We start from the raw sequence: 16,311 nt of genomic DNA, 5'->3' as shown, positions 1-16,311 counted from the left end.
GGCTATAACAGCACCAATTGTAGGCATTAATACTTGAAACCTTGCTTTTATTTTATCAAAATTGTTAACAAATTTCTCTGTCATATTTATTATAGATTCGCCAATTTGTGGTATTTTAGCTGTCAAGTCCTCTACAAATTTACGAGTCATAGGCGCTAATTCTCTTCCTACACTTTCTTTGACTCCATCTATAGAACTTTTTAAGAGAGTAAATTGACCACCTAAAGTATCTAACTTCATATCAGCTATTTTTTTTGCCATCCCTTCACTTTCAGCTATGGCTTTTTTTAGTTTATTGTAGTCATTCTCACTTGCATTTATTATTGCAGCCCAACCACTACTTGCATTAGCCCCTACTATATCTCCTAAAATTCCTACTGCTTTAGTATTTTCAAGACCACCTAATTTTTTTCTAAGCTCATCTATTGTTGCTGCTAAATCTAGGCTTCCATCTTTTGTAGTTTTCATTTCTATTCCATATTTTTTCATTGCTTTAGCGGCTCGTTTAGGCTCATTTATAAGCCTTAAAAGCCCCATCCTTAGAGAAGTACCTGCTTGACTTCCTTTGATAGCACTACTTGCCATCAATCCAGTCGCTAAAGCTATATCTTGCATAGGAACGCCCAAAGAACCTCCTAGGGACCCAATGAATTTAAGTGTTTCCCCAAATAACTCAACATTGGTGTTAGAATTTGTTATAGTTGCAGCCATAATATCAACGAATTGACCAGTATCTTTAGCAGTCATTCCTAACGCAGTTAGTCCATCCAATAGTTATTATCTCTAAGCTTTTTATCTTAGACTCTAGAAGTTTCCCTCATTTTCATCGGCTTGTCTTTTCAAGCCTAGTTTGGCGTACATTTTCACCCTCGTCTAATTCGTTAGGGTGTTCGGCACTCTTGGGAGTATTATATTTATTCAACTCCTACGCTCTACGGTGTATTACAACCTTTCGCAATCTGTAATATTACCTCGGTACTTTCATATTCTTATTAAAAAACTTTAGTATAATAAAAAGCATCTTAAAATTTAAGATGCTTGATTCTTGTTATTTTTCATAAATTCTTCAAATTGTTCTTTCTTATTATTTCCAAATCCATATAAATTGTGAAACTTATTATGGCATATCTCACATAAAGTTACTCCATTATTTACATTAGTTCTTTTCTCTTTGCACCAATTATAACCATCTAAATGATGGGCTTCTAAATTTCCACCTTTATCATCACTACAACATTGACAAGTGTAATTATCCCTTTCATATACAAGTCTTCTCCATGTGTTATACCCATCTATGCATCTTAATTTCACTCTATCTTCTTCACTTAAATCCAATTTGTAAAATGGATTATTTTTCCCTACTAAAATTACTTGTTGATGTTTAGCTTTACAATCTTGTGAACAGTAATGATATTTATGAATTTTATATTTATGTCTCTTAACATTTATTTCTTTTCCACAATTATCACAGCTACAATTAATATCTCCACCTTTAAAATTTGGATTGCTTTCTTTTTTTAGAATTTTCTTTTGATGTTCTGCTTTACATATCTGAGAACAATAAAAGTTTTTTTTGGTTGTACCATCAGAATTTTTAATAGTACATTTAAGTATATTAATTTTTTTTCCACAATTACTACACTTAACATCAATATTAGCTTTTTTAAAGTTAGGATTACTTTCTCCTTTTAATGTTAGCTTTTGGTGTTTAAACCTGCATTCAGATGAACAATAATGGTGCTTTGACCTTTCTATCTCATATGGTCTTTTTTCTATTTTTTTGCCACAATAATCACATTTTGTTATTACTTTTGGAAACTTTAATTCATTGGAACATTTTCTTGAACAACACTTCTGATTAACCTTTCCATTAAATTCTTTCCCACAATTTTTACATAGATTTTTCATTTTTAAATACCTCCGCAGTATTTTTCCTACTTAATTTATAAAAGGGAAGAAGTCTCGGAAATACTCCTTTTCAATTAGGCTCGCGACTTCCTAATCTATCCCTATAAATATTATACTATAAATTATCAATTAGAACTTAGAATCTACCGATTTTGCCGAATGTTTTATGCTATAGATTTCTCCATAACCGACCAATGTATTTCAGTCACAATGTCACTCGTTAGTGCCAAATCTGTTCCTCCTGCTGCTGCCAAATTCAAAATACTTGGCATACCTTCGATAATTTGGTTAGTTTTCCATCCTGCCATACCCGCGTAGTACATTGCATCCCCTACTTCTTTTGATGTATAAACAGTTGTTTTCCCAAGATTTCTAGCTTTATTTGTTAAACTATCTATTTCTTTTCCAGAAGCTCCCGTTACAGCTTCAACATTTTTCATTGATTGCTCGAAATTTGCAAAGGTCTTTATCGAAGAACCAACTCCTATACCTCCCAATAAAGCTCCTGCCGCAGCCGCTAACTGAGCAAATTTACTAATAGCTCCACTTACAAAAGAATCTATTTTTCCTGTAAGCCCTCCAAGTGCTGAACTAGCTTCATCTCTAATCTTAACTGCTGCTTCATATCTCTTACTCACAAATTCTTGTAATTTATTTTTAGTTCGAGAAATAGTATTTATAGCTTCATCAGCTTGAGACTTTATTTTTATGATAGTATCAGCTTTTAGATTCTGAATCTTAGCTTTTACTTTATCTATTATAGAACTAGATTCATCTTGTCCTCGTATGATTATCGGAGGTGTAGGTTTAGCAACTTCTTTTATCTTATTATTAACTTTGTTAACAGTAGAGCTTGCGTTATCTGTAGCTTTTAATCTTGCGGTTACTGTCTTTCTAGCTTTATTAACATTACTATTAACTTTACTAACTGTAGAACTAGCATTATCTTTAGCCTTTATTGTTGCGGTTACTGTTCTTCTAGCTTTATTCATGTTGCCATTTATTTTATTTATAGTGCTGGAAGCTCTATCATTTATTCTAATAGCTGGGTTAGCTTTTATTTTATTAAGCTTTTGCATCCGTTTTTCAGTACGTTCAGCTATTTTTTCAGCAGCACTCAGCTTGTTTTTAGTTTCTGCATCCCCTTTTACACCAATAACGACATCAATATGATACATCTCTTTTTTGGCTATTTCTCTCACCTCACTTTCTATTTAGATTTGTTTGCTTTTTCTTCTAATTCAATCTCATGTCTTACAAATTCACTTATTAATTTTTGTACTAATTTATCTTTTTTAAAGAAATCGTCTGGTAGAACTCTAGCTTTAACAAATATATTAAATAAATGAGTTACAACTCCACCATGCTTAATTAGTTTTTTATTTCAATTTCCTCTAATACCTCATCATATCTAGACAATTTTAAGATTTCATCTGCAATAGCTTGCAATTCACCTGCTAAGAAAAGTCTTTTTAGTGCTTCTCTTGCATTAGAATATTTATTTTCCTCCAAAAATCTTTTATTATTAAAATTAGGTTTTGTAATTCCTCTTTCTAATAACATTAGATTCATTAAATCATCATCTACTTTTTCTTCTGTAAGTCCATTCTTCAATTTTCTTGTTTTAGTACATTTTTTTCTTATATTTGTTATTTCTTTTTCTGTAAAAGCTTTTATAGTAATTGGTATTTTTACTCTGTCGATTTTAAGTGTTCTTGTAGGCGGTTCAATTACCCCTGTCAATCTTCTAAAAATTTCATCATCAGCTAAATTAAGCAATATTTCATTTTCTTTAGCTTCATCTAACTCATCATCCTCAAAATCATCTTCTATTTCTTCATCTATACTATAATCATCATTTTCTAAGTCTTCAGTAATGATATTATTTTCTTTTATTACTTCCTCGTTTTCTAATTCTCTTTTATCCATATCTAACATATTTTTTTCCTCCATATTTTTTATTTTAATAAAAAAGCTACAAACAAAATCAATTGTTTATAGCTTTAAGTGCAGTACTGTTTTATTTTAAAGTGCATCTAATAATTCATATCCTCTAAATGCACCTTCTAATTCCTCTTTTACATCTTCACCCGCTTTTGAATTTATGACAGGTATCTTTTTAAGTCTACAGTTTTTTAACCTTACTCTTTCATAACCAAAAGTTTCAGCATTTCTTAATTCATAAATTATCTCAAAAGTTTTAAAACCAAGTTTTAATATATTTGAATTAACCTTAAATCTAGTTAAAGAGAAAGACCCCTTTTTTGTCCCACCTCTTGAAATCTCGTCTTCACACCCTAATAACTTTACACTTTGCTCATCTTGTTCATAGTCTGCTTTTATTTCTTCTGCATACATTTCTTCTTCGCCATCTATAATTATTCTTACATTAGAACCATTCAGAAAACTGGCTTCTTCTATATAATCATCATTATACATAATCTATAACCTCCTTTATCCTAAATATCCAGTTCCAAAGATTTTCTTCATTACATCAACCTTAACAGCATCCCATTTCCAATAAAATTCATCAGCTTTGGCAGTAGCCTGTAACTCTGTATCTATCTCAACATTAAATTCAGATATAATACCTTGACTCATCAATTCTTCAAAATATTTCTTCAATGCACATATAACAGTTGTCTGCCCTGTTGAATCGTTAAATATTTTCCCTACAAATTCTTTTCTTTTTAATGAAGTATCTTTATTTATAGTGTTAATAAACATGATATTAGAGATATATCCCATTGCTTCGTTTTTATCGTCTACATACTTTTTAAATGTGTTTACATCATCAACTATAATCACATCTCCATCATCAAAATCAAGTATTAGTGTACCTGATTTCAAACACTCTTTTACTTCACTTTGGCTTAATCTTGGTTCTACTTCTTCAAATATAGTCTTAGCATTACATATACTTCCTGTTATACCTTTACTTACAGAAAGAGCAGCAATATAAACAGCTACTTCACTAGGTGTATATTTTACATTTTCATAATAAGCTGAACTTCCAATGTTAACTATATTTTCATCATTGAAACCTTTTGATTTATCATTTATCTGTTTTATATTATCCTCTTTTTTCCCACCTAGAAATAATAATATATCTTTTCCTAGCTCCTTATTCTTAGCTACCCAAGCTTTTGTAGTTTCCTGCAATGCTTCATCAGCCACACCATCAAGTACAAAAGAGTCAAAGCTATATCTTTCAAACTCCTCCAAAGCTTTTAAATAAGACTCATTAGTAATAGATGTGCAACCATCATTGCCACCCTCTAAAGCTTGATTTACTACATTTGCTATAGTTTTATCGCTATCAGCTACTTTAGTCGCAACCACATATTCATTATCTAAATTTGAGTTTATTTCTAGTACTATTTCATCTATAGTACCTTTAATACTCGAACTAAATAACTGCTTAGTTCCTTCAAAGAATATAAAGTCTTTTTTATCTGCATCTACTAGATTAGATTTTATTGTTACATTAAAGTTTCTAGCTGTTGGATACTTAGTTTCTAGCTTAATTACATCTTTTGCACTATTCTCTGTAGTATCTTTTAGTGTTAATGTACCCTTCTTTTGTTTTCCATCTACAAGCCTATATAATAACAGCTCTTTTACATTCCCTAATAAAGCTAGTTTTCCTAGCTTGAAAGCTGAATAACTCATATCATCACCAAATAGAGTTTTAAGCTGTCTCAAATCATTTTTTATTGTTACAACCTTGCCAACTTCTCCCCAATTAGCTTTAACTGGTATTGCTAATCTACCCTTTAATCCTGTGTTTGTAGACTTTTCTGCTTGTGTTTTAAAGCGATTGTAAAAACCAGGTATTTCTTTTCTTTCTTTTTCATTCCATGTACCAGTTGCCATTTTATTTCACCTCTCTTTCTAAGAAATCTTTTATAATCTTCTCAAACTCTGATTTTGTAAGTTCTTCTTTCTTACAATTAAATAAAGCACCTGCAACTACCATTTTTTCGTAGCCAAGTGCTTCACTATTTTTTAAGAAATCACTTTTCAAATATTTTTCTTCCTGCTTACTCACATTAGTCTTTTTATTATTTGTTTCAGCCAATCCTTGCACCCCCCTATCTTAAATTTCCACTATTATAAATCTCATTCATAATAGGTTCTTCTCTTTTTATTTTACCTATCATTTTAAGTACTACAGTCAACTGACCAGTTGTAAACATGTCTGATTCTCTATCTTCAACTACGCTAACAAGAGTTAAGTACATATTCTTATCCTCTCTAAGTCTTACTCTTTTATCTATTATTAACTTAGTCTCTAATTCTTCAAGAAACTTAACTATTTCATCCTTATTTTTACTTACAACATGACATTTCATAGTTTTTGTAATCTCAATTAGATGATAATTAATTCTTTTGTTTTCAACATTTGTAGTTCTCCATAATGCACAAGGTGCTATAAAGTTTTTCTTCCAATTATCTTTATAACTCTCGATTTCTAATAAATCTTTTGTATACTTAGATAGAGCTTCTACCCATCTATCATTAGTTATATCTTCTTTATCATCTAAAGCTATTACACTAAATTTCAGACACCTTATTATAGCTTCCCATTCTTCATCTATAACATCTTGACCAACTGCACCCTCATAAATACAAGTAAATACCTCATTAGAAGTATCATCTGTTATAGTTTTAAAATCTAAAGTCTCTATGACTTCTTTTGTAAGTTCATCCAGTTTATTAAATGTAGTCCTTTTCTCATATAACCAAATATTTATGGTCCTTCTAAAACCTATAACATCACCTTCATTGTCAGCATCTTCACCTTGGACAACTACAATATAAGGTTTTATAGTCTTTTTATTAGGGACAGTTGGTTCATAACAATCTTTAATTCTTGGTATGTTCTCAATTAAGGCTTTTCTTATTCCTGCTCTCATATTATTTACTCCAATGTCCTTCTATTAATTTCCCTATTTTAGCAATATTCTTGCTGACCGTAGATTCTAAAGAATGAGTGGGTTTAGTTCCAGGATGCTGCACCTTCATAACAGGATGTGAAGCTCCATTCCAAAATAAAGCTTTAGCATTCTTTGGTTTTATGATATGAGGTGCTGAACCTTCCTCTAAAACAGTTCCATAGTCAACTCCATGACCTAACCTAACAATGTATTGATTTCCTCCACCTAAACTTGTTCCTGTTATACCTTGTCTTGCATTTCCTGTCCTATCAGTCCATTTTGCACTATTTTTAGCTTCTCCTTCTAACATAAAAGCTATATTCATACACAAAATTGGCATTGTAGCCTTTTTTCTATCAATTTCATTTATAGCCTTAGTAAACACACTCATACTAAACCACCTCTAATCTATCTTTTCAAGACCACATATATATCCACAAATCTTTTCCTCAACTACAATAGGATTTACATAGTTTAATTTCATAGTACCTTCGATACATTTAAATGTTATATCACTTTCAGTATTCAATTTTAAATCAGCTTCTTTATCTGCAACCATACCAAAGTTTTTATTTTTATAAGCTGTACCAATAGTTTCACTACTTACTACTGTATCGTTGCTTTTTTCGGGATATATAACGACCGTTAATTCTTTCACTTCATTTGTAAGCTCAATAGCTCCATCCACTATTTGTTTAATTTCCTGCTCTATAGTTATTGTTTGAGGATTTAAAGCTATCCCCCGATTAATAGTCTTTATTATCTTATCAGCTCTTAACTTTCTCATTGTCCATCAACTCTTGTCATAGAAGTTTTATATCCTGTAATCGTTGTTTCATTCTTTGATTTTTCTTCTAAATAATCAGTTTTATATATATCTGCTAATGATAACCAGTATGAACTATTACTACTCTTAGTTTCTATAGGTCCTATTTTAATGCAATCATCTGTAGCGCCTTTGAGTAAACAACCTCTCCATGAAGCTTTTAAAACATTATTCTCATTAGATTCTAATAACATCACAAGTTGTTCGTCTGTAAAATAAGGATACTCTTCTTCTTGTAGATTGAGTTTTAATTTATCTAAATTGGTAATAGACATATCTACTCACCATCTTTATTAAGAAGCTCATTGTCACTATTATTCTTTTCTTCAACTTCTCCTAAAACTTCTATATATCCTTTTTCTTCCATAAGTTCTTGGTCTACTTTTCTAATCTCAAACACATCCTCTATTTTATAACAAGCATTATCATATTTTAAGTAAACTAAAGCTTTTACTTGCATTAAATTCTCTTTCTTTTTAGCCATAATATCGCCCCCTTTTTTTAAGATGCTACTGTAGCAAAGAAACAGTCATCTGCTCTTTCAAAACTTGGTATTCCGACCATAGATACTTTTGTATCTACTGCAACAGGGTCTTCTTTAACCATAGTTGTAATTGCTATACCAGTTTTTACAACCTGAGTATCTAGTTTTCCGCTACCATATTGGCTGTCAAATTCCTCTGGAGTAGTACCAAATATAGTTTTTCCTAGCGCTCCTTTTGGAATTAAAGATACAAGATTATCTTCATAATAATTCATTGACACTTCTTCTTCATTTAAGAAGATTCCATTCAAAAATCCTATTTCTAAATCTAATTTCTTCTTTAAAAATGAAATATAATCATCATCAGTAAGAATTATATCTCCAAAACTTCTAGTTTTTAAATCATTTGTTATAGCTTCGTTTTGAGTTATATATCTAAATGTTTTTTCAGTTAACAACATTCTTGTTGGCTTTTCTAAACCTTCATCAACGAATACCTTTTGCCATCTCTTTATATCTCCTACTATATCAGCTTTAGGATTACTCCACATTGCACTTCCTGTTAAAACTTCTTTATGATTAGTTGGTATATCATAATCAACAACAACATCCCCATCTTTTGTAATTAACTCTATTTCCCCCTTTTGCATCAATTGCGCTCTCATTCTTGTCATTTGAACTCCTGCTCCATCAACTAGGTTTGCATAATTTTCAAAAACTGTTTTTGTCAGAAATTCTACTAGATTTTGATTGTTGGCAGTTTGATATATAGTTAATTGTCTTCTGTCATTTTCATCAATTCCAATAGCTTCTTTAAAAAAAGGCATTTCTTTTTTCTTTATAGATACATCCGCTTTTAATGCTCTCACTTTTGCTGCTGAATTAAATGTACTCATTCTCAGTGCAACTGGATTTTTCTTACTACCTTTTGCTATCTCTATCTCCGTAGATAATTGCTTTGTTACTGGAAATAAGGCTTCATCAATAGTTACTCTTGGTGGTAAATTTTTAATATATAAAGCTATTTCCTTTGAATTTATAAAACTTTTTAATTCCATTAGTGTTTTCATCCTCCTATTTATATAAATAATATTCTTCCTGCTACTGCTTTTTCAGCTTCAGCAGTTATTTCTTCGTTTGTGTATTCTTTTAATCTAGCTTTATTCAAAAATCCATGTACCAAAATTGGTAATATTTCTGTTCCTTTTGAATCATTAAAATCAACTTCATTAAATAGTACACCATAAGTTGTTGCATCATTTGCAGGCAATCCAGTGCTATTTACTAAAATACCTGCTGGTAATACTCCATCAACTAATTTACTTTGCACATCAGTCTTTTTTACTTTGAAATTTAAATTGATATAATGTTCTCCTGCTATATCTCTAATGTCTTTTTTACCTACATAAATGGTTTTTGAGCTTTGTCTCATCTTTTATTCCTCCTTATATTTTATTTAAAAAAGCTGTCTAGTGCTTCTGTAGCCTTACTTGCTTCTGCTTTTTCAGCCGCTAATCTTTCTCCTAGACTCTTTTTCTCACTTCCTTCTTCACTTGATGTAGTAGAACCTAAACTATCAAGTGGTTTACCATCTATTTTTATTTTTATATCTTCTTTATCTTTAAATAAATAACTATCACTTTCTTTATAAGCCTTTATTTGTTCATCCAATCCAATGAAATTACCATCAATTAATTTAACATTTTCTTTATTTATCAGTGCTGCCAAAGCTTTTGGATTTCGAGGATTATAACTTTCAATAGCTCTTTCAAAAGCTGTATTAAACTTTAAAACCTCAATTTCTTTTTCTGCATTTTCTTTAATTTCTTTATTTGCATTTTTAAGACTTTCAATTTCATCTGACAACTCTTTATTATCTTTAACTTTGCCTTGTAAATCATTTAGTTGCTTATCTCTATCCCCTATTTGCTTTTTATACTCTTTAATCTCTTTATTAGCATTTTCTAGCTCTGTCTTTTCAACGTATCTAGAACTTTTAATATTATCTAAAAGAAGCTTATTTTCTTTATCTTTAGATAATTTTTCATAAACTTTTTGTCCTTCTTCATCTCCAAGTAACTTTTTAAAATACTCTAACATTCAATTCCCTCCTTTAATGATTTTCGTAAACTTTTTACTACTTCATTTGTTACAAGATTTAAATCAAACATATTAGGTATTGATATTTCATCTGAAACAAGTTTTATTATATTTTCATTTATTATTAATGTATAATTAGAATTATAATTTTCTCTTAAAAAATCTACTACTGGGTTACAAAGGGATTTCAATTTATATAACTCTAACTCTTTCCTTAAAACATTTTTTTCTTTATTTTCATTATTTAACTTTCTTTGTAAACAGTTTATTTCTTTAGATTCTCTTACTAATGATTTTATTCTTTCTTCTTCTGACTCCATACTTTATACCCTCCTTATAATTCAGCATAAAAAAAGCACTCATTAATATTTAATTAATAAGTGCTCACTTTATTTTTGTATCAATTCTTTTAACTTTTCTTTGTACTCAGCATAACTATTGTATTCATCATAGTTAAATCCAGGTGCATTTTTACCATATTTTTCTTTATATAATCGTCTCAACTCTAACAGCTTTTTATCTTTTCTCATTTCTTCAAGCAATCTAAATCCCTCCTAATAATTCGTTAAATATTTTATCTAAACTATTTAAATGTTCTTTAATAAAACTGTTTATTTCTTTATTATTCTGATACTTTAGTGTAAATAAATTAGCAAATATTTCTTTCTCTTTATTTCTGTTTTTACTCCAATACTTTTCACTATGAGTTGCTAATAAATCCTCAAACTCATTATTGGATAATGCTCCTAATATGTCACTAATAAATTCGTTATTATACAGCTCATTAGAATTAGTATATATACTTTGCAAGTTCTCAATATTCTTCATAACATATATAGAGCTACTTTCAATAGCTTTTTGAAACTTAATATTATTATAGCTCTTAATTTCTTTTATATCAATTCTATGTGCAAACTCATGAAGTAAAGCAGCTTCTTTATTATAAGACTTAAATTCCTTGATGTTTGGATTAATACCAACTAAATCAACCTTAGTATAATAAATAAAAGGTATTTTTTGACTATTATCTATTATTATTTTATTTGGATTTACATATTTATTAATATATTTTTGAACATACTTAGGTGCTTTCTTCGACTTATTCTTGATTGAATTAGTAATATTCTTTTTAATTCTATCATCTTTGCTATTTGTAGTTATTTTGTTCTTTTTATTTCTTTGTTTCTTAATGATTGGAGCACTATTATTTTGATGTTTTATTTCGTCATACCAACTATCAAGAATATCATTATCTCCACCACCTAACCAGTTCTCCATCATTTTAGAAGCTTCACTAATTGGTACAATCACTTGAACTGGATAACAAAGACAATTTGGATGTGGTATAGGATACTTTTCTGCTGGGAAAACTCCCTCGCCTAGTCCAAAACGATTTTGTTCTGCATATTCGTCGCATTCATCCTCGCCCCTCCATTTTACTTGTCTAATATAATGTTGAGAGCTTAGGTTCCATTGTAGTCCTACACAGAAAGGATTATTTATTGCATTTTGAACACTTGTTTCTACAAAGGCATGTGTTATAGAGGTTCTAGCAAGTCTTTGAGCTTGATAAGATATACTTTTATTCATGCCAATTTCTAACGTCTTAGCATCTGTTCTTTTAGTTGGATTAACATAATTATCTAAACTCTTTGCTAACGTCTTTGCATTAGCACCTCTTGCAATATTAGCTTTTATTAATCTATCAATATTTTTTCTATTTTTATTACTATAGCCCCAAATCCTACTATCTAATGACCTTTTATCTTTATAAAAGTTACCTGCAACTATTTTTTCCACAACATTAGTAGTTGTCTTTATACACATAGCATCACATGCAAGATTTATAGATTTATTTGGAACTATTGATTGATAGTAATACATTTGCAAGTCTTTAGCTATATTAGAAGCTTCTATTACGCTTTTTTCTGTAATAGGTACCAATCTTTGATTTAACTCGTTAATGTACTTCTCGATTGATTTATTTAGCTTTTTTAAGTATTTATTACTTAGATTTAACTCTTTATTTTTAGCAATATCACTTAAAATAGTTTTACTAGCATCTTTGTAGACATTTAATATCTCTATTTGTATTTTTTTATCTAATAATAAAAGTTTTTTTCTAGCTTCAAGAACTTTTTTTGCATAAGAGTTGTCTTTCATATTAATACCTTGTTATTCATTACTGTTCTTATTAGAGTTTTTATTATTAGATTTACTATTTAATTCTTCATCAATATCATCAACCTCTATATCTGCATCTTTTCTGAACTGGTCTTGCTCTACTGATTGTATTTTTTCAATATCTTCTAATACTTCATTAAAAGATGTTTCATAATCATCATCACTACCAAAATCTTTTATATAGCTTCTATGGCTTCTAACATTGTTGTTAACTTCCTCCATAGCAAGACGTTTATTATCTTCCTCATCTTCGGGTATTGGGAATTTCTTTTCTAAAACTATTAGATAATCTAGTTTAGTCCAAGTTTTATCATAGTTATCATAACAATTAAGTTTGTCACATGCTTCAATTATTAAGCTAATCAATAATTTTATACCTGGTTCCCAATCGTTCCATTTCTCATAACATCTAGCTATTAAATCATAGTAAATATATTTTAAAGCTTTAGCACTAGGGATATTAAGAAGCTGTTCGGGTTTTGGAATACTCAGCTTATCTGACATACTATCTTCAAGTCTCTTTAAAAACATATTGATTGGTTCAGCGCTAGAAAATGAACTTTCAACTCTTTTTGCTTGTGCCTGTTTCCCATTTTCGTTTGCATCATTACTTTTCAATGGCATCAATGCATTAGGAGCTATTTTGGTTTTATTTACAGTTTCTTCAGTAGCATCTATAATAGCAGTTTGACCAAACATTTGAAATCTTAGAGCATCTGAAAAATCAGAAACCCTCCTGTTAAGTTGATTTTGAAGCTCTTTTAACTGTGTTATGTCACTTTGACCTCTTGTATTTATTAAGTCACTTTCATTTAAAAATAAGACACATGGTATTTTTGTAAATATTGTATCGCATGTTTCAACACTAATAGGATTACTTAAATCTTTTTCTTTAAACTGTTCTATTTTAAACTTACACACATCATTTTCTAAATAATAAGTATATCTATTGTATAAATTATCATCATCCATTTTACTTATAAATCGAACCACTACAACTTTAGTTAGATTACCTTTCATATCAACTTCATAATTAAAGTCGCTTGAATCATGATAATATAAACTAATTGGCTCTTTTTTGTTAGCTTCAACTCTCAAAAGCACTCTTTTAGTTACTGTTGCAATCCTAAAAGCTTTTAGTGTCTCGCTCCAAAATTTATTATCATCTAGTATATCATCAATGAAAATTCTTAAATTCTCACATGCTTCCTTATCTTTTTTATCTCTAGCCTTAAATAATAAGTTAGGTTCTTTTCCTAAGAAAAACCTTGCTTGTTTTTTAATTAATGGTTCTATTTTATTGTCAATTAATTGTGTTGGAACATAGTCCAAATCATCATTTACAATCCAACTTTGACCTAATAAACTTTCATCAAGTTTATTCTTATCTTCTTCACTAATTGCACCTTTGTAAAAAAAATAATCCTCTTTTATTCTTGTCATTTCTTTTTTTTGTTCAGATGTTAAACCAAGCAAAGTATTTTTTACACTATCCACTAAAATACAGCCCCTCCTTTCTTATTATATTGATTTTGTATATTATTTTTCTTCAATCCTAAACCTTTGTTATAAATATCATTACTATATTTTAACTCTTTAATGTCTGATACCTCATATCCATCAAGTCCATACCATATAGCACTAAATGTATGAGGGTCTATATTAAATTCATCATATATTAAGTTTCCGTTTTTATCTGTAGCATATGTTAAGTTCTTTAATTCCTTTATTGTATGCTTACACTCACTTGAACAATAAATTTTTTTAAATCTCTTAACCTTCTTAGTGTTTTGTAATCTACTTCCAGCATATTTTTTAGCTCCAAATATATTAAAACCTTGTTGTCTAAAATATTTTATAGTTTTAGGTTCAGCAGAATCAGCTTTTATTAGTTCTTGAGTATCTTTAAATTCTTTAATATCTTTAACAGTCACATCATCTGTAGTTTGATTCTTATAATACTCCCAGTAAATATATAAATATTTATTTTCATGGTCTATAGCTAATCTCAAAAGTGCATTATATGATTTTTCAAATCCAAAGTCGAATCCAACTTTATAATACCTTTGTGGTATATTAGATATTTTATTTATAACTTCTTGATGCTCCATAACTTCAAACTGTGGTAATACCTTAGTTCCATTTATACCAAATCTTCCTTTTCTTGCTATTCTGTATAAGTCATAGTCATATTCTTTCATTTCATCAAGCTGTTCAATATAACTTTTCGGCAGAAAAAAATTATCATCTGCAACTGAATGATGATAATAGGTATTATTCTTTGTTACTATTCTATTTTTATATAATACAGTATCATCTAATACAAATCTGTCTTTTTCTTCATCTCTAAAAAAATGTTTATAGGTCCAGTTATCTTCGCCAATTGGGTTAGTTGAACAAATTATATGATTAGATAGACTTGGATGTCTCAAACGTCCTAAGAGTTCTTTAAAACCAGTGTATTTAACTTCCGAACACTCTTCTAGCCATATTATAGATACGCCATTTATTGACTTCAGTTTAGCTGGGTTATCCATTCCTTTAAAAATTATCTTACTTCCATTAGGAAAAATAACTCTCATAGGACTTGTTTTAAATGATAATATATCTCCTAAATTCATGCTTTCTGCAACTTCTTCCAATAGAGAAAAACAACTATCTCTCATTGTGTCATATACTTCCCTCACAACTAGAGCTTTTCTTTTTTCTTCAAGAAGCTTAATAATTATTTTAGTTGCTACATGATAACTCTTTGAGCTTCCATATCCTCCAACCAGAAAATAAAATTTATAATCCCAATTAAATATAAAATCATGAAAATGGTCATTAGATATAAATTTACTTTCCATTTTCTCCACCTGCTTTCACCACTTTTACAGTTATTTCTTTATTTTTATTTTCTTTGTCTAAATTACTCTTTTCGATTTCAAATTTTTCTTTATCCATTTTCAGCTTTTGTAATCTTTCTATATTCTTAGCTTTTTCTTTCTGTATCTTAGTTAATTCAGCCTCTAGCTTTTGCACTCTTTCAAATATAGAAACAGCTCTTGTGACAGTCTCTGTCTGTGTCTGTTCATTGTCTTTAAGTAAATTACCTTCTATCTTTAAAGTTCTTTTGTCTATGCTTTCTAGCGTAATTTTATCAGCTTTTTCTTCATACTGCTTTATTCTTTTCATATGTCTATGTTCTCTAACTGTAAGTAAACTTATTTCTAATTCAAGTCTGTGTATTTCATCTTTATTTTCACTTTTTATCAATTCAATTTCTTCATCTGTTAGAGTGTTAAAGAATATTTTTTCATATATACCATCTTTTAAAGCATTTTTATTATTCTTTTGACCACCCTTTTTCTTTGTAGTACTACATTTATTTGTTTGCAGTACTACATTCCAGTTATCTCTACATTTCCAATTACTTATTGTTTTCTCATTTTCATTTAATAACTCTGCTATCTCTCTATTTGCAATATTTCCATTATGCTCTTTAAATATATCAAAAGCTTTATCTCTGTTTGGACTTCTAGCCTTTGCCACATCACCACCTCGTTATTCGTTTTTACTTTTTTATTATGAAGCTTGTTTATCTACTTTTACTTCTTTGCTTTCTCTTGTCAATAAATAAAAGAATGGAGTATCTGCCAAAGCTAAGCAAAACTTAACTACATATTGACTCATTATCATAGTTACTAGACTTGGTACAGTACCCCAAAATCCAATCGTAATAAAAATGCTTGTGTCTATTAGTTGACTCAACATAGTACTAGCATTATTTCTTAACCACTTATGTTTTCCTCCAAACCTCTCTTTGAGTTTATGAAATATAAATACATCATTAGTTTGAGCTAATATATAAGCTGTTAAACTAGCTA

22 protein-coding genes are annotated in these 16,311 nt (G+C 29.4%); all 22 read right to left on the bottom strand.

Annotated elements, in window-relative coordinates:
* On the bottom strand, positions 1–771 hold a 771-nt coding region (locus tag KGF39_RS16920; RefSeq protein WP_227823192.1), incomplete at its 3' end, for a phage tail tape measure protein.
* A 258-nt stretch (positions 772–1,029) separates the two neighbouring features.
* Complete coding sequence (locus KGF39_RS16915) at positions 1,030–1,908, bottom strand: HNH endonuclease (RefSeq protein ID WP_021405019.1); 879 nt, start codon at positions 1,906–1,908, stop codon at positions 1,030–1,032.
* Positions 1,909–2,072: 164 nt separating this feature from the next.
* A complete protein-coding gene (locus KGF39_RS16910) occupies positions 2,073–3,110 on the bottom strand; it encodes a phage tail tape measure protein (RefSeq protein ID WP_227823191.1) in 1,038 nt (345 codons plus the stop codon).
* A gap of 169 nt (positions 3,111–3,279) precedes the next feature.
* Positions 3,280–3,846, bottom strand: a complete 567-nt coding sequence (locus KGF39_RS16905) for a phage tail assembly chaperone (protein WP_021371674.1) — start codon at positions 3,844–3,846, stop codon at positions 3,280–3,282.
* A gap of 87 nt (positions 3,847–3,933) precedes the next feature.
* Positions 3,934–4,347, bottom strand: coding sequence for a phage tail tube protein (locus KGF39_RS16900; RefSeq protein ID WP_227823190.1), 414 nt, complete (start codon positions 4,345–4,347; stop codon positions 3,934–3,936).
* 15 nt (positions 4,348–4,362) lie between these two features.
* Positions 4,363–5,784 carry a phage tail sheath subtilisin-like domain-containing protein gene (locus tag KGF39_RS16895; RefSeq protein WP_227823189.1) on the bottom strand — a complete coding sequence of 474 codons (1,422 nt, stop codon included), beginning with the start codon at positions 5,782–5,784 and terminating at the stop codon, positions 4,363–4,365.
* A gap of 1 nt (position 5,785) precedes the next feature.
* Positions 5,786–5,998, bottom strand: coding sequence for a hypothetical protein (locus tag KGF39_RS16890; RefSeq protein ID WP_227823188.1), 213 nt, complete (start codon positions 5,996–5,998; stop codon positions 5,786–5,788).
* A 4-nt stretch (positions 5,999–6,002) separates the two neighbouring features.
* A complete protein-coding gene (locus tag KGF39_RS16885) occupies positions 6,003–6,827 on the bottom strand; it encodes a hypothetical protein (protein ID WP_227823187.1) in 825 nt (274 codons plus the stop codon).
* 1 nt (position 6,828) lies between these two features.
* Positions 6,829–7,239, bottom strand: coding sequence for a hypothetical protein (locus KGF39_RS16880; protein ID WP_227823186.1), 411 nt, complete (start codon positions 7,237–7,239; stop codon positions 6,829–6,831).
* Positions 7,240–7,251: 12 nt separating this feature from the next.
* Complete coding sequence (locus tag KGF39_RS16875; protein WP_227823185.1) at positions 7,252–7,635, bottom strand: hypothetical protein; 384 nt, start codon at positions 7,633–7,635, stop codon at positions 7,252–7,254.
* Positions 7,632–7,949, bottom strand: coding sequence for a hypothetical protein (locus KGF39_RS16870; protein WP_227823184.1), 318 nt, complete (start codon positions 7,947–7,949; stop codon positions 7,632–7,634). Before KGF39_RS16870 ends, KGF39_RS16875 begins: the two co-directional genes overlap by 4 nt.
* Positions 7,950–7,951: 2 nt before the next feature.
* A complete protein-coding gene (locus KGF39_RS16865) occupies positions 7,952–8,158 on the bottom strand; it encodes a hypothetical protein (RefSeq protein ID WP_227823183.1) in 207 nt (68 codons plus the stop codon).
* 17 nt (positions 8,159–8,175) lie between these two features.
* A complete protein-coding gene (locus tag KGF39_RS16860; RefSeq protein ID WP_227823182.1) occupies positions 8,176–9,216 on the bottom strand; it encodes a major capsid protein in 1,041 nt (346 codons plus the stop codon).
* A 20-nt stretch (positions 9,217–9,236) separates the two neighbouring features.
* Entirely contained in the window at positions 9,237–9,590 is a 354-nt protein-coding gene (locus KGF39_RS16855) for a hypothetical protein (protein WP_227823181.1), read from the bottom strand.
* A 20-nt stretch (positions 9,591–9,610) separates the two neighbouring features.
* Positions 9,611–10,258, bottom strand: coding sequence for a phage scaffolding protein (locus KGF39_RS16850; protein WP_227823180.1), 648 nt, complete (start codon positions 10,256–10,258; stop codon positions 9,611–9,613).
* Positions 10,252–10,578 carry a hypothetical protein gene (locus KGF39_RS16845; protein WP_227823179.1) on the bottom strand — a complete coding sequence of 109 codons (327 nt, stop codon included), beginning with the start codon at positions 10,576–10,578 and terminating at the stop codon, positions 10,252–10,254. The genes KGF39_RS16850 and KGF39_RS16845 overlap by 7 nt, the downstream gene beginning before the upstream one ends.
* Before the next feature lie 69 nt (positions 10,579–10,647).
* Positions 10,648–10,800 (bottom strand): hypothetical protein, encoded by a 153-nt coding sequence (locus KGF39_RS16840; RefSeq protein ID WP_021370617.1) that lies wholly within the window; start codon positions 10,798–10,800, stop codon positions 10,648–10,650.
* Between the two features lies 1 nt (position 10,801).
* Positions 10,802–12,421 carry a hypothetical protein gene (locus KGF39_RS16835; RefSeq protein ID WP_227823178.1) on the bottom strand — a complete coding sequence of 540 codons (1,620 nt, stop codon included), beginning with the start codon at positions 12,419–12,421 and terminating at the stop codon, positions 10,802–10,804.
* Positions 12,422–12,433: 12 nt separating this feature from the next.
* Positions 12,434–13,939, bottom strand: coding sequence for a phage portal protein (locus tag KGF39_RS16830; RefSeq protein WP_227823177.1), 1,506 nt, complete (start codon positions 13,937–13,939; stop codon positions 12,434–12,436).
* Positions 13,939–15,291: a PBSX family phage terminase large subunit gene (locus tag KGF39_RS16825; protein ID WP_227823176.1), complete on the bottom strand. Its 1,353-nt coding sequence runs from the start codon at positions 15,289–15,291 to the stop codon at positions 13,939–13,941. The genes KGF39_RS16830 and KGF39_RS16825 overlap by 1 nt, the downstream gene beginning before the upstream one ends.
* Complete coding sequence (gene terS, locus KGF39_RS16820; protein ID WP_227823175.1) at positions 15,281–15,976, bottom strand: phage terminase small subunit; 696 nt, start codon at positions 15,974–15,976, stop codon at positions 15,281–15,283. The genes KGF39_RS16825 and terS overlap by 11 nt, the downstream gene beginning before the upstream one ends.
* 33 nt (positions 15,977–16,009) lie before the next feature.
* Positions 16,010–16,311: queuosine precursor transporter (locus tag KGF39_RS16815; protein ID WP_227823174.1), on the bottom strand; the 302-nt coding region annotated here is incomplete at its 5' end.

Origin of the sequence: Clostridioides sp. ZZV14-6345 (assembly GCF_020657775.1) — a bacterium.
Lineage (GTDB): Bacteria > Bacillota > Clostridia > Peptostreptococcales > Peptostreptococcaceae > Clostridioides > Clostridioides difficile_D.
This window is presented reverse-complemented; position numbering and strand designations above follow the sequence as displayed.

What these genes read in the sequence shown, in the direction of transcription:
- KGF39_RS16850 (WP_227823180.1), bottom strand. Translation starts at nt 10,258, where the DNA reads ATGTTAGAGTATTTTAAAAAGTTACTTGGAGATGAAGAAGGACAAAAA.
- KGF39_RS16865 (WP_227823183.1), bottom strand. Translation starts at nt 8,158, where the DNA reads ATGGCTAAAAAGAAAGAGAATTTAATGCAAGTAAAAGCTTTAGTTTAC.
- KGF39_RS16870 (WP_227823184.1), bottom strand. Translation starts at nt 7,949, where the DNA reads ATGTCTATTACCAATTTAGATAAATTAAAACTCAATCTACAAGAAGAA.
- KGF39_RS16860 (WP_227823182.1), bottom strand. Translation starts at nt 9,216, where the DNA reads ATGGAATTAAAAAGTTTTATAAATTCAAAGGAAATAGCTTTATATATT.
- KGF39_RS16835 (WP_227823178.1), bottom strand. Translation starts at nt 12,421, where the DNA reads ATGAAAGACAACTCTTATGCAAAAAAAGTTCTTGAAGCTAGAAAAAAA.
- KGF39_RS16880 (WP_227823186.1), bottom strand. Translation starts at nt 7,239, where the DNA reads ATGAGTGTGTTTACTAAGGCTATAAATGAAATTGATAGAAAAAAGGCT.
- KGF39_RS16905 (WP_021371674.1), bottom strand. Translation starts at nt 3,846, where the DNA reads ATGTTAGATATGGATAAAAGAGAATTAGAAAACGAGGAAGTAATAAAA.
- KGF39_RS16915 (WP_021405019.1), bottom strand. Translation starts at nt 1,908, where the DNA reads ATGAAAAATCTATGTAAAAATTGTGGGAAAGAATTTAATGGAAAGGTT.
- KGF39_RS16885 (WP_227823187.1), bottom strand. Translation starts at nt 6,827, where the DNA reads ATGAGAGCAGGAATAAGAAAAGCCTTAATTGAGAACATACCAAGAATT.
- KGF39_RS16855 (WP_227823181.1), bottom strand. Translation starts at nt 9,590, where the DNA reads ATGAGACAAAGCTCAAAAACCATTTATGTAGGTAAAAAAGACATTAGA.
- KGF39_RS16895 (WP_227823189.1), bottom strand. Translation starts at nt 5,784, where the DNA reads ATGGCAACTGGTACATGGAATGAAAAAGAAAGAAAAGAAATACCTGGT.
- KGF39_RS16845 (WP_227823179.1), bottom strand. Translation starts at nt 10,578, where the DNA reads ATGGAGTCAGAAGAAGAAAGAATAAAATCATTAGTAAGAGAATCTAAA.
- KGF39_RS16875 (WP_227823185.1), bottom strand. Translation starts at nt 7,635, where the DNA reads ATGAGAAAGTTAAGAGCTGATAAGATAATAAAGACTATTAATCGGGGG.
- KGF39_RS16825 (WP_227823176.1), bottom strand. Translation starts at nt 15,291, where the DNA reads ATGGAAAGTAAATTTATATCTAATGACCATTTTCATGATTTTATATTT.
- KGF39_RS16900 (WP_227823190.1), bottom strand. Translation starts at nt 4,347, where the DNA reads ATGTATAATGATGATTATATAGAAGAAGCCAGTTTTCTGAATGGTTCT.